A 13077-nucleotide genomic window follows, 5' to 3' on the forward strand; every position below is an offset into this window, starting at 1 on the left:
GTGAGGAGTTATTTTACTTTTTCTACTTTCGCACTGCCAATCCATTCATCCTTAAAGATCTTTCCGTTTTTCAAGCGGATGATGCGCTGACATTTTTTAGCAAGCGACAGATCGTGCGTAACGAGTACAAGTGTTGTCCCGCGATCTCTATTTAAATCAAAAAGAAGATCTTCAACCATTTCGCCCGTCTCTGTATCCAAATTACCGGTAGGCTCATCGGCAAAAAGTATTTTCGGTTTATTGATGAATGCCCGTGCAATAGCCACCCGCTGTTGTTCACCGCCGGAAAGCTGGGCCGGATAATGGCTCATTCGATCGGCCAAACCCACATCCGAAAGCAGTTCTTCGGCTTCATGCTGTACTTCTGACGTATCAATTCCGCGCAGCTCCAGCGGTACCATCACATTTTCCAACGCTGTCAGCGTTGGTACAAGCTGAAACGTTTGAAAGACAAATCCCACATATTGATTTCGGACTTCAGCACGCTCATCTTCATTGAGCGGACCTAATTTAATGTCATTGAGCACGACCTCTCCATGAGTGGGGCGATCCAGACCAGCACAAAGACCGATCAGTGTAGTTTTACCGCTGCCGGATGGTCCTACAATGGCACAGGTGGTACTATCCTCAACAGAAAAATCTACGTGATCGAGTACGGTAAGTTCGCGATCGCCACTTCTAAATTGTTGTGTTAGATTTGTAACTTCCAGCATTATATTTGAAGCCATAAAAAGTATTTAATGAATTGATAGTTTTAACATACGCTGGCAGGTGAATCATTCCTTCACAGAGAGCGTTTCCATTGAGTACAGGAATTAACAAGATATAGGACAATAGACAAATTAATGAGACGGATTTTAACAATTTTTGTTATCCTGTTTTTATTGGCCGGGGTAACTTACGGACAGGATAACCCTAAACGTATTCTTTTTTTTGGGGATAGTATTACTGCAGGTTATGGAATTGAAAAAAAAGAGGCTTTTCCTGCATTGATACAGCAGAAAATTGATTCACTCGGCTGGAACTTTAATGCCGTGAACGCGGGACTCAGCGGAGAAACCTCGTCCGGGGGCTTGCGTCGTGTGGACTGGATACTGAATCAGCCGGTGTCGGTATTTGTGCTGGAACTTGGTGGTAATGATGGTTTAAGAGGCGTAGATTTGGATGTGACTAAAGATAACCTGCAAAAGATTATTAATAAGGTGGAAGAAAAATATCCGGATGCAGAGATAATCATTGCCGGTATGCAGGTACCTCCGAATTTGGGACCGGAATACACCAACCAGTTTAAGGAGATGTATCCTGATCTGGCTCAAAAAAATGATGTTAAATTAGTACCTTTTCTGTTGGAGGGGGTGGGGGGAAATCCTGAGCTCAATCAGTCGGATGACATTCATCCCACAGCCGAGGGACACAAAGTTATAGCAGAAACAGTTTGGGATACGCTGAAGCCTGTTTTAGAGACTATTAGGCAACAACACCACACGAACTAAATTATTACGCTATGCTAAAAAAATACTTTGTAGTATTACTGGCTGTACTGCTTCCGTTATTTTTTTCGGATGGGGTTACAGCCCAGGATCTCGATTATCAGCCAAAAATACTGCTGGTTACAGCTCACCCTGATGATGATGCTCTGTTTTCGGCCACTGTGTTTAAGACTACGCACTTGCTGGATGGGGTGGTCGATCTGGCGATTATGACAAATGGCGAAGGAGGATATCGATATTCTACACTGGGAAATTTTATTTATGATCGTGAGCTTGATAGGGAAGAAGTCGGCCGTGAATATCTGCCGGGAATTCGTAAGCGAGAGCTGATGAATGGCGGTGAAATTGTAGGACTGCGTAACTACTTCTTTTTCGATCAGGTGGATGATGAATTCTCAACGGATATAGAAAATGCTCTTTCAAAATGGAATACGGATTGGATTAAGGAGCGGCTGATAGAAATCCTGAAAAATGAGCAGTACGATTTTGTATTTACAATGACACCAAGTGAAGAAACACACGGACATCATAAAGCATCTGCTATTTTGGCCTTAGAAGCTGTTCAGGAGCTAGATAAAGAAGAACGACCTGTAGTTTTGGCAACTGATATCGTAGGCTTAACTAATAATGCCTCGTCTTATAGACAGCTTGTAGGGTATCCGGTTTCAAAAGTGATGGAGGAGGCATCGCATATGAGGTTTGACCGCACCCAAAAATTTGGTCATGATAATCGCCTGAATTATCAGATTATCGCCAACTGGGTGATTGCTGAGCACAAGTCACAGGGTACAATGCAGTTGCTGATGAGTCGTGGCGAGGTTGAATTGTATATGCCGTATGCAATTAATACAAAGAAGCAGGTTGATAAAGCACGTACCTATTTTGACGCTGTTAATGAAGTGCCGATTTATCGTAATCCGGATATCGAATTTGCCAGGGAGTAGGTAGGTTTACGTTCCGCACCGGAGATACGGAACGAGAGATAAAACCTTAACCCGGTTGCGTACCTCTGGTGTGCAACCCTTGATGAAGTCGGATGTAAGAGCGCGAGCGTCACTCGTGCTGAAGTTATTATATGAATTTAATTCAGGGTCTGGTGCAAAATTGTTTTTAAAAGCTCTAAAGTACAATTGCTTACGGATGCTGTGAGATCCTGAATCAAGCCTGTCCCGACAGTTGTCGGGGTTCAGGACAGGGTTCGACATGACAATAAATGGTTTTTTGAATGCACTCCAGCAGTTAACATTAGTTCTCAACGCGATAGTTCACTGTTACATTGGCAGAAACACTAACCATCTGATCAAATTCCATTAATCCGCCGGAGTCTGAGGCAGTTCGCATCTCCATCATCGGGCGGGGAGGCCCTCCGTTATAAGAATAGCTGATATTTTTGATCCCCTCGATCCGCAATCCTGTTTCCCTGGCAATAATATCTGCTTTCTCACGGGCCGTTCGCAGCGCTTTTCGCAGTGCCTCATCTTCTGCCTGATCAGACTCAGTTGAGGTAAAATTCCCGCTGAATTCATCAAATCCATTTTCTATCAGGGCAATTTGTATCGTTTCATAGGTGTCAAAATCGTCAAGTTTCAGTATCACCTGTTGTCGTGTGATAACCCTTTTTTGTTCACGGTCAACAGAGTGATTGTTATACCGTTTGGAAATTGAGATCGGATCAAAATCTATATTTCTTTCCCTGATTTGGTGTTTGTTAAGAAGATCAACCAACACCTTTTCCCGTTTTTGATGTGTCTCATAAGCTTCCTGTGGAGTGTTTGCTTCGGCATTGAGCATAATTCGAAATGAGATTTCATCTGCCGGCACGAGTTCTTCGGCAGAAGCCTGAACAGTAATTACATTCTGTTCTAAATCCTGTGCCTGGACTGTTCCGGCGATAAATGAGATAGATATAAACAAAATTATGATGAACCGCATAGTAGTAAGTTTATTTAAGTTTAATTGTTGTAAGACCCGTTACTCCGTTTTTTCTTGAATCTTTATACCAATCGTAATATTGCGAGATGTATCTTCGGGTAAATTAATTCCGGATGGTAGAACAAGGGGACGTTCTATTTCTGTTGATTCATCAATTTCTGAGAGATCAACAGGTTCTGTGGTCAAAGAATCAGGAACAGCAGTACCTTGCTGGACATTGATAGTAATGCTATCCGGATCCATACTTAATTCTGTTAATTCCAGTTGTTCTGACAAGTTGCCAACAGTCGGTATCTTAATCGGCAGTGTGACCTGTTCTACCTCCTTTATTGCAATCTCCAGCGCCCGTGGATTTACATCATACAACTGTAAATCATTTGGCATTTCAATATGATCTTCGGTAATAATAAGCTCTCCGGAAGACACATTTTCCTCTTCCAGATTAAACGTAATGACCAGGTCTGGGGGATTAAGGGAACGGAAAGCTTGTTCAGGTCCGGCTAGAGTAACCTGTGTTTGCATGGGAAGTGATTCTTGTACAATCTCTTCATTAGTTTGCAAATTTCGATATTCAATAGGCACAGAAAATGAGCGATAAACAGTACCTGTCTGATAGGCGAAAGCAAACCAAAGTACCGCAGCAAGGGTTACTGAAGCAATGGCAGTACGGATATTTTTTGCTTTCCATCCGTTAGCAAAAGTAGATTCTTTATTTTGATAATGGTTATTCCAGAAGTCATCGAGAGAGTTTTTTAACTGACTGGTAGAATCCAGTTCTCTTAACACTCCCTGCTGGGCAATGCTTACCGTTCCCCGTTCTTCCGAGACTACAATTACAAGGGCATCGCTGCGTTCGGATAGCCCGAGCGCCGCTGCATGACGTGTACCGCCGGCAAAGTCTTCACCCATATTTTTCGACAACGGAAGGTGTGTCCCAAAACGTACTATTGTATCTCCTTCTATCAATACTGCACCGTCATGGCCGGGAGCGGTAGGATTAAAGATGCTCCGAAGAAGGGGAATGGAAAGTTCACCTTCCATTTTTATCCCCCCGTCGATGTGTCGATCCCAGCTTTCTTCTCCCCGAATCACAACTAAGGCTCCAACTTTTTCCTCAGCCATTCGGGATACAGCTTCAGTAATTGTGTCGGTAGCTGAATTTGAATAGGAGGTGTTATTATCCCGGGAAAAAAACCTCCAGTTGCCAATGCGATCGACGATACGGCGGATATCGGACTGAAAAACGACAACCAATCCTATTAGGATTACGATAAAAAGACCCTGGATAAGCAATTCGGTCAGGTACATACCCGAAAGGCGGGCAACGATATAAATAACAAATAGCAGGGAAAATCCAATTAGTGTGCGTCTGGAAATACTGCGGATCAGCCAGTTAATCAGTAAGTAAAAAACAAACGAAATGAGTGCGATGTCCAGGATATCAACAATACGCACATTACGGGCGAACTCTTGCAGGCCGGAACCTAGGGTTTCTAGCATATCATCTACAGATAATTTTTTGAAGTTTTTCTAGTGGAATATTTGCCCCGCAGACGATGATAACTGTTGTTTGATCAGTGAATCTCTCCGGATACTTCAGAAGACTTGCGACTGCAACAGCCGCCGATCCTTCTACTATTTTATTATGATATTTTATCATAGAACGTATAGTCTCCCTGATTTCGTTTTCGGAAATGAGAATAAAATCGTTAATCTGCTTTTTACAGATGTCAAAGGTGATGGCGTCAGGTTCAAAGCCGCCGGCTGAACCATCCGACAAAGTAGGTTTTGATTCAACTTCACGATATTCTCCGGCGTTGACGCTCACACTCATTTCCGGAGAATTTTCCGGCTGACATCCGATGATGTTCGTTTGGGATGATTTTTCCTTTACATAAGTGGCAATGCCGGATATGAGTCCGCCCCCGCCTACGGTGGCCAGAATGTTATCAGGTCGGGCGATTTTTTCTGTAATTTCAATTCCTATAGTACCTTGTCCTGCAATGATTTGTGGGTCATTGTAGGGAGAGACATAAATCCATCCCTGTTCCTCGGCCTGCTGACGGGCATAAGTTTCAGTAGTAAATGGGTCATCCCCATGGAATTCAAGCTCCACATTGTAAGCCCGAATTGCTTCAACTTTTGAGGATACAGCGTTATTCGGCAAGAAAACCTTGCCTTCAATGCCGAGTAAATCGCAGGCCCGGGCGAATCCAAGTCCGTGATTCCCGGTGGATGCTGTGACTGGCAAAGCCTCCAGCTGTTGTTCCTGAATCCACTTCAGTTTATTGAGACTACCGCGTGCCTTGAAAGAACCTGTGACCTGCTCATTTTCAAGCTTGAGATACACATCACCATCACAACAATCACTTAGCCAGTTGGAGTAGAGCAAAGGCGTGTGCAGGATATTTTCTGAAATACGTTTCTGCGCCTGTACAATTTCATCAAATAATTTCATAGCAAATGTAATTTCGATAGCTACTGGTAAGATAAATTTTGAAATCAATGGTCTAATCCTCCTGCACCTAAAGAACTAATACAGAAGAAAAGCAAAGGATGACTATTAAAAAATGTTTGCAGATGATCTCAGGTGAAAGTTTCATGTATTGAGGATACATAAAGTTTTTTAAAGGGAAAACAATTCGGATAATTATTCGTCATTCATAAGCCCCGACGTAATTTCGACCTGCCCTGTAGAATTCGTTGTATGTTCCAAGGAACGAAGCGGGGAAATCAATCTTGGTATTTAGTCTATTATAGCCATGATGGATCCCTCTGTTCCGTTCCGAAAGTATTTGGAACTCCAAGACGTCCAAGGACAGAATCCCTATCCCGCCCTCGGTGTCATTTCGAGCGGGTCCACCAGCCGGGGACAGAGTTGAGAATCTATTATGGCAATCTCAAAGAATTTCCGATATTATTCGCAGTCAGTGAAAGATAAGCTGTCTTCAGATAGCTTTTGTTTTATTCCATAGCCCGGTCCTTTTAAGGCCGGGCATAGGACAGGAAAACATACCACGAGCGCCTGTCATATGTAGCTTTAGCTAAGTAAGATCTGCTCGTGCTACAGAAACGCTGTTCTGATTAGTCGGCAGATCTCGTCGATTGCTATGCGATATTGCGGGTCAAGCCCGCAATGATGTCGAAGGGAAATACCTCGTCCCCATCCCGCACTCCGACCGTGTTTCAAATCCCCAATCAACGGACATAGCGCAGAAATACTATCTAACAACTCCATCAGTTGGCTGGGCTTGCCAGTCGATGGATGAAAAATCCTCATGGCATTTTTTTCTGAAAATTCCTGTTTAAAGAATATCCTGTTACTTTTGCTCCCAAGCTCTGCTGGCTACTGGAAAAGCTTTTTCCTAGGATAGGATATTGGAACAGCTATTCTACCTTCAATCGCTATAAAAAGGACCTCAACCGGTGAGGATTGAGGCCCTTCATGAGGTTAGCTCTGCTTAGGAAGCTAACAAAAAGAGCTTATGTGCCGAACCAATAGCTGAGTTTCATCAAGAAGACATTCGTAGGTCGGGAATCGAACAGTCGATTCACATCGCGACGAAATCTGAAATCATTATGCATTGTTGAAGCGGACCGATCTTGCTGCCATACGAGATAAAATGTAGAACCTGGCATATATTCCCAGCGAAAAACGGCATTCGTTTGTATGGCTTTGAAGTTAAAATCCTGCTCATCGAAAGAAAACGATTGGGCCGGTCCGTTCCCGTCAGGGTCCACTGTGTATGAGTCTTCATTTAGTTGGATGGTACCGCGATCTTCTCCGTAGATATCAAACTCAAATTCGCGTGGTGTGGTAAACTCTTTGTAATTGTAGAAATCTCCGCTGGAAATAAATGGGCGAATATATGTTTGAAGACTCATTTCAGGAGTAAACGTCCAATCTAAGCGAAAACTAGTCGAAAACGCTTTTCTTTCTGTATCCGCGAATATATAACGATGACCATATGTATCGATTGCCAAATCATCTTCGATAGTATCTACGTACTGGTCAGTGTCTTTTTGATAATTGTAATTGGGACCAACCGTGATCTGTATGTAAGAAGTAGGACGTATGGTCATGTCCAGAAATACGTCGCGTTCTATTTCGCTCGCTGCATTCTGACCGCGAAAATGGCCGAGAGCGAACGAGATTGTCTTTGATTCATCAGTGGATATAACTGCCGAATAATAATTGCCCGTGGGAGATTGTGCTAACGGTCCACCTCTGAGAAGGCGATCGTCATACTCTTTGCCACTATAACCAGCATTGAGATTTAACCTCCACAAATTCGTGAAGCTAAAATTACTGAAGAATCCATAGCCGTTATTAATCATATCTCCGCCAAAATTGAAGGAATGATTGGCATACAGGGCAGCATTATAATTCCGAAATGGACGGGCAGGGTTTGTCTCCTGATATCGTACCAAATACGAGGCAGCATGATAATCCGCCCGGTTCTGAAATCCGATATCGTTTACTTCATATCCAGGACTGGCAACAGAATAGGTAAGCGAACCTTTCCAGTGGTCACCGCCAAATTTTCCAAATGAAAATTCTCCCGCATACCCGCTTAAATTTGTTTTATTCGGATCAGCGGAGAGGTAGTCCGCATCCACGCGATTATAATAACGGGCACTGCTGCGTTGCGTTTGCAAGATAGATTCGGTCGTTCCATTAACCTGTGTCCCCGATATGGTACCGCTTAAAATCCATTTCCGTTCGTCCCAGCTGTGTTCAAAATCCATCCCGCCTATATACGCAGAATTGTGCAGAGAATTTTTTAAATACTCGGTGTCTATCATTCTATTCACAGCACTTCCGTAAGCACCAATCACCGTTTGGCCTTCATTAATATCCTGTTTCACTCGTCCTACAAAATAATTGGTCGGGGGCTCAACGCTGATACTACCATCTTCATTTTCAGTAGTTCTGAATTGGGCATTTTCACGAAGTGTAAATGCATCTAAAATACCTAATGAAAATCCGCCATCTGTCTTACCACTTATTTTAGCAGCACTGGCAATGGTGCTTTGTTCAGGAGTATCCGTAAATTCGGCATCAAATCGTGAATCGGAGATATTCCCCTGTGGTTGTCGGCCAATTCTGCGAGAATAAAACACCAATGGATTTCCAAAAGTGTTATAGGTTTGGGTGCGTCCGAATTCAAAAATATCAGTACCCTCCTGGAAGAAGGGGCGTTGTTCGGGGAAAAAAGTTTCATATGCACTCAGATTGATGACTGCAGGATCCGCCTCAACTTGTCCAAAATCCGGATTGATAGTACCAGTTAGCGTGAAGTCGGAAGTGATGCCGTATTTGACATCAGCACCAACAGAGCCGGACCAAGCATTTTCATTATAAAATGGATTAGCATCTTCGCCCGGACTTCGGGTTAGATTTCCGGATGCATAGGGTCTGACTTCAAGTCGCTTTATATCTGGAAGATCTGCAATACCTTTTAGGCTTCCATAACGAGAAACAAAACCAGAAGCATTTTGTGGGGTAGGCGACCAAAATGAAATCTCCTCCTTGCGCGCTAGTCTGCGCTGGAAATTCACTCCCCAGGTCTGATTTTGTTTATCGGAGTCAAAGCGAAGTTGGGAGAGGGGAATACGCATTTCAGCAGTCCAGCTATCTTGCTGAATGGTGGTTTCTACTTCCCAGACAGCATCCCACTTGATATCCTCATTATCATCATTATATGTAAGAATATCTTTTCGTACACCCCGGGGGTTCACGGCAAAGCTGAAACTGGTCCGATTGTCATTATAGCTGTCGATACTCACATACACCCAATCGCTGTAAGCAGAGCCATCTCTTCGAAATAGCGTTGCTGCAACAGAATCCATGGCACTGTCATAGGCACGAATGCCAACATAAAGGGCATTATCTGAATAGATAACCCGAACCTCTGTTTTCTCTGTGGCTGGATCTCCTTCATCAGGAGTACGCTGTACAAAATCGGTAGCAACAGGAACTTGCTGCCAAATTGCTTCCTCAAGCTCGCCATCCAGGGTTATCTCATTTTGAGTATTTAATTTTATCGCTTCCAGCGACCGAAGGGAAGAATCGGAATTTTTTGCCGCTTTGTTTTCTGTATATGATTCCTGAGCGATACTGCTGCCGGTAACTGTGAGCAGCAAACAAAACAAAATTGGTATACTATATATTTGTTTATGAGAATACATCGAAAAAATGGTATTAAGATTTATTTAAGGTATTCGTTGACTTTGTCAGATGGTTGCAAAAGAATTGTAAATATTCGTGAACCTGTTTATATCGATAGACGAGCGAGCTCACTTCCCATTACACTTTTATTGTTTCCTGATGTAAATATCTCCGCGCATACTTTTAAAGAGATATTCAGGACCGCCTCCGTTAATACTTCCGTAAATCCAATTGTTGACGGATATTCTGAAGTTGTCGCCCTGAGAAGAGGATTTTACATTTTCTTTATTCTCGCGGCGGATATCCATTTCAAAATCGGTGAAAATTTCGCCCCATTCGGATTTCATTTTAGCTTCCATCCTGGTATCGCTAGGAAGTGTAACCTCGATATCTCCATTGAGATTACTAAAAGCCATCGGTTTATCCGGTGTTACACTTTGAAATGAAGCTTCAATCTCCCCGTTAACAGTATTCACCAAAGCAGATCCTCCAACGTTGCGGAGTGTTATATCACCATTGACATTGCTGAGCTCCATTTCTCCCTCTACGTTTTCGACGCGGATTACACCGCCGTTGACGGTAGAGAGTTTTAGTGAAAAATTACGCGGTACCGATATTTCAAAATTTATATTTTGCATCGGCGAAGCCCCATTTACATCTACCTCGTTGTTATTTTCACTGACTTCGAACCCCACAGAATTATTGGAGATTTTACGTAGTCCATTTTTGGTGATTTGTTGTTCCCTTTCTTCTTTACCATCTCCACCATAAGAGATTAGGACTTCCTCTCCGTCATATCCATTTACAGTGATCGAACCGCGAACGATGCCAATATTGAGCTTACCGGGTTCACCGGGATTTGAAAGTGGAACGGCAATTTGTTCCTGTGCCTGGATTTGTAACGGAATAAGGGATGTTAAAAGAAGCGGCAATATATATTTGAGAATTTTCATAGTGCTAGAGTATTTTTGTTGACTTGATAACAAAGTTGATGTCATTCTGAGTGGAGTTTCGTAAGCTTCAGGACGGAGTCGAAGAATCTCCCTGAAGCAGATCGAAAATATTTTTATTGTGCCTGTCAGATTCTACGCGAGTAGTTATAGGGAGCCCCTTCGTTTCCACTGCGTTCCGCTCAGGGTGACACTGCCTATTAATTTTCATGGAATATGTCTTTTAATTTTTTTCATGATTGTTTTCGGATATATACGTCTCCATTTAACACCTGGAAGCGTAAATTGGGACCGCCACTACCTATTCTGATCGGACTGAATTTGTCCACTTGATATGTGACAGAAGAGCGATTAGAATTTGTTGCTTTTTTAACCTGTGGTGATAGCCGTTGCACATTTTCAAAATTGGTGTACAGGTCACCGTGCAGGCTTTTGAAATACACATCAGCGGAAAGGTCGGCTGGAGTATAAATTTCAATAGTGCCATTAACCGTCTGATATTCCGAATCTTCCGCCGGTGCCTTTTCATAGGTGACTGTAATATCTCCGTTAACGGTATTTGCGCTTCTCACGGATGTCATCTGCTTTAATTCCAGAGCACCATTTACGTTGCTGGCTTCCACGCTCTTGAAGCTGCCGGTGACACTTAGCATTCCTTTGTTGATAGTAGAGGCCTCAAGCAGAATGTCGCGTGGTACTTTTATTTGCACATCATGTGCAAACCGGTAGCTGTCTTCATCCCGATCAACATGATAGTGAATCTCATCCCCTTCATATCTGAGAGTGATAAAAGGGGCATCAAGATAGGCGAGAATGAGATTGCCACGGCGTTCAAGCTTATATTCCAGCTCTCTTTTCCCCTGTTCAATTTCTGAGGAAGTACCCTGAATGCTTTCATCAACTGTCATCTCGATTTCATCACCATCATAAGCTTCAATAGTAACCGAGCCGTTGATATTCATTATCCGAAATTTATTATCGTCGTTACTATGGTCGGCAAATTCTGCGGACTTACTGATTGTACGTGTAAAATCTTGGGCCGACAGGAGAGAAGGACAGAGTATCATCAGAGCTGTGAAGAATACTAATCCTTGCACGCTCTTCTTAAAACTTCCATCGATGGACTCGGCGAATCTATTTAATTGGTTAAGTAATTTCATGGTTAACTCCTCAAAGCTGCAATTGTATTTTTTAATTTATCACGGACATTAGAATCTAATTCTTCTTGCTCCAGTATCTGCTTTAAATCATCAACAGACTGTGTCTCCTGAAGAGCGAGCATGGCATCAGCCAGCGCCACCTGAATTTGCGGTGACTGCTGTTTTGAAATGGATTCAACCAATCCTTGCCGGGCAGCAGGATTATCAGCGTGGCGGAGCAGGGCTTCGATGCTGGCAAGTCTGACATTTACGTTGGGATCACTATTGAGCGTTTTTAACAGCGCCGAAATGATGCGGTCATCCGCTGAAGAGATATCGGTACTGATATTTACGGCTTTGAGCCGCTCCGAAGGAGATTGGGCATCGAGCAGGCTTAGCATCATCACTTCCCGCATTTCTGATACTTCGCTTGAAAGCTGATCCATTTGTTGTCGGTAATCCTGGAATGGTGTTAAAAGATTACCGGCCAGCACACCGATTAAAAAGATGATTGTAGCCAGGGCGAATCGCTGCACTTTTTTGGGTGTAAAGAAACTTTTTATCCAGTCTGCTATCAATAGTTTTTGATCGCTGGCATGTCTTTCTTTTTCTGCTTCCAGCATCTGGTAGAAAGATTCCCGCATCTGCCCCGAAGGTTCCGAAGCAGGAAGCTTGCCCAACTTTTGATAGAGGTTTTCCATCTTTTTAATGTCTGCAATATCAATCTCCCCTTCATCGATAAGCTTGTTTAGCCGACTCTGCTCTTCCGGAGATATTGAATCATCCAGGTATGTTGTTACCAGATCGATATATTTTTCATCAATCATAATCTGTTTCTTTTGAGTTCTTTCATATGTACTTCCAGCTCATTCATTGCCCGAAAGACGCGAACCTTAACAGCACTTTCGGTGCAGTTCATGATTTCAGCAATTTCTTTGTATTTAAATCCTTCAAATCGACTAAGTACCAATGTTTGTTTTTTTGTGTCATCGAGCTGATTTATGGCTTTCTGTAGCAGTTTTAATTCAGCTTTTGACTGCTGTTCTTCTTCGGGTTCAAGGCTGTCGCCTTTCAGCTGATCCCAGTTAATAAAATCACCAAGCTCTTCATTTTTCTGGCTATTTTTATAATGATTGATCTGAAGGTTACGAGCTATCTGAAAAATCCATGTGGCAAAAGAGCCATCATTGGTATAACTGTCGCGATACTTCAGGATTCGTTCAAAAACGCCTTGTACCAGATCTTCACTGACATCCCGGCGATGCGTTAATCGATAAAAAAAGCGATAGAGGCGCTGGTTATATCGTTCAAAAAGCAGACCCAGCTTATCCAGGTCGCCCTCTTTCACTTTGAGCATCAATGCATTATCGGAATTCGAATCCACCACCGGTTTG

General features: G+C 43.0%; 11 protein-coding genes. 2 read left to right on the forward strand and 9 right to left on the reverse strand.

What is annotated here, in order from left to right:
* Positions 1–8: 8 nt before the first annotated feature.
* On the reverse strand, positions 9–728 hold the full coding sequence (locus tag ACT3ID_RS04620; protein ID WP_491540817.1) for an ABC transporter ATP-binding protein: 720 nt from the start codon (positions 726–728) through the stop codon (positions 9–11).
* Between the two features lie 117 nt (positions 729–845).
* On the opposite strand from ACT3ID_RS04620, the gene ACT3ID_RS04625 reads away from it, so the two are divergent.
* Together ACT3ID_RS04625 and ACT3ID_RS04630 are read left to right on the forward strand one after the other, a co-directional pair.
* Positions 846–1493 (forward strand): arylesterase, encoded by a 648-nt coding sequence (locus ACT3ID_RS04625; RefSeq protein WP_491540818.1) that lies wholly within the window; start codon positions 846–848, stop codon positions 1491–1493.
* An 11-nt stretch (positions 1494–1504) separates the two neighbouring features.
* Positions 1505–2434: a PIG-L family deacetylase gene (locus tag ACT3ID_RS04630; protein WP_491540819.1), complete on the forward strand. Its 930-nt coding sequence runs from the start codon at positions 1505–1507 to the stop codon at positions 2432–2434.
* Between the two features lie 301 nt (positions 2435–2735).
* On the opposite strand, the gene ACT3ID_RS04635 is transcribed toward ACT3ID_RS04630, so the two are convergent.
* The 8 genes from ACT3ID_RS04635 to ACT3ID_RS04670 form a co-directional block, all read right to left on the reverse strand.
* A complete protein-coding gene (locus ACT3ID_RS04635; protein ID WP_491540820.1) occupies positions 2736–3422 on the reverse strand; it encodes an SIMPL domain-containing protein in 687 nt (228 codons plus the stop codon).
* A 39-nt stretch (positions 3423–3461) separates the two neighbouring features.
* Entirely contained in the window at positions 3462–4922 is a 1461-nt protein-coding gene (gene cdaA, locus ACT3ID_RS04640; protein WP_491540821.1) for a diadenylate cyclase CdaA, read from the reverse strand.
* Position 4923: 1 nt separating this feature from the next.
* Complete coding sequence (locus tag ACT3ID_RS04645; protein WP_491540822.1) at positions 4924–5880, reverse strand: threonine/serine dehydratase; 957 nt, start codon at positions 5878–5880, stop codon at positions 4924–4926.
* Between the two features lie 1025 nt (positions 5881–6905).
* Positions 6906–9569 (reverse strand): DUF5916 domain-containing protein, encoded by a 2664-nt coding sequence (locus ACT3ID_RS04650; RefSeq protein WP_491540823.1) that lies wholly within the window; start codon positions 9567–9569, stop codon positions 6906–6908.
* A 171-nt stretch (positions 9570–9740) separates the two neighbouring features.
* Entirely contained in the window at positions 9741–10547 is an 807-nt protein-coding gene (locus tag ACT3ID_RS04655; protein ID WP_491540824.1) for a DUF4097 family beta strand repeat-containing protein, read from the reverse strand.
* A 230-nt stretch (positions 10548–10777) separates the two neighbouring features.
* Positions 10778–11704 (reverse strand): DUF4097 family beta strand repeat-containing protein, encoded by a 927-nt coding sequence (locus ACT3ID_RS04660; protein ID WP_491540825.1) that lies wholly within the window; start codon positions 11702–11704, stop codon positions 10778–10780.
* Positions 11705–11706: 2 nt separating this feature from the next.
* On the reverse strand, positions 11707–12510 hold the full coding sequence (locus ACT3ID_RS04665) for a HEAT repeat domain-containing protein (RefSeq protein WP_491540826.1): 804 nt from the start codon (positions 12508–12510) through the stop codon (positions 11707–11709).
* The gene (locus tag ACT3ID_RS04670) at positions 12507–13067 is read right to left on the reverse strand and encodes an RNA polymerase sigma factor (RefSeq protein ID WP_491540827.1); all 561 of its coding nucleotides are present in this window, start codon (positions 13065–13067) and stop codon (positions 12507–12509) included. Before ACT3ID_RS04670 ends, ACT3ID_RS04665 begins: the two co-directional genes overlap by 4 nt.
* Positions 13068–13077: the final 10 nt, after the last annotated feature.

Source organism: Fodinibius sp. GM108 (assembly GCF_058386985.1).

What these genes read in the sequence shown, in the direction of transcription:
- ACT3ID_RS04620 (WP_491540817.1), bottom strand. Translation starts at nt 728, where the DNA reads ATGGCTTCAAATATAATGCTGGAAGTTACAAATCTAACACAACAATTT.
- ACT3ID_RS04625 (WP_491540818.1), top strand. Translation starts at nt 846, where the DNA reads ATGAGACGGATTTTAACAATTTTTGTTATCCTGTTTTTATTGGCCGGG.
- ACT3ID_RS04630 (WP_491540819.1), top strand. Translation starts at nt 1,505, where the DNA reads ATGCTAAAAAAATACTTTGTAGTATTACTGGCTGTACTGCTTCCGTTA.
- ACT3ID_RS04635 (WP_491540820.1), bottom strand. Translation starts at nt 3,422, where the DNA reads ATGCGGTTCATCATAATTTTGTTTATATCTATCTCATTTATCGCCGGA.
- cdaA (WP_491540821.1), bottom strand. Translation starts at nt 4,922, where the DNA reads ATGCTAGAAACCCTAGGTTCCGGCCTGCAAGAGTTCGCCCGTAATGTG.
- ACT3ID_RS04645 (WP_491540822.1), bottom strand. Translation starts at nt 5,880, where the DNA reads ATGAAATTATTTGATGAAATTGTACAGGCGCAGAAACGTATTTCAGAA.
- ACT3ID_RS04655 (WP_491540824.1), bottom strand. Translation starts at nt 10,547, where the DNA reads ATGAAAATTCTCAAATATATATTGCCGCTTCTTTTAACATCCCTTATT.
- ACT3ID_RS04660 (WP_491540825.1), bottom strand. Translation starts at nt 11,704, where the DNA reads ATGAAATTACTTAACCAATTAAATAGATTCGCCGAGTCCATCGATGGA.
- ACT3ID_RS04665 (WP_491540826.1), bottom strand. Translation starts at nt 12,510, where the DNA reads ATGATTGATGAAAAATATATCGATCTGGTAACAACATACCTGGATGAT.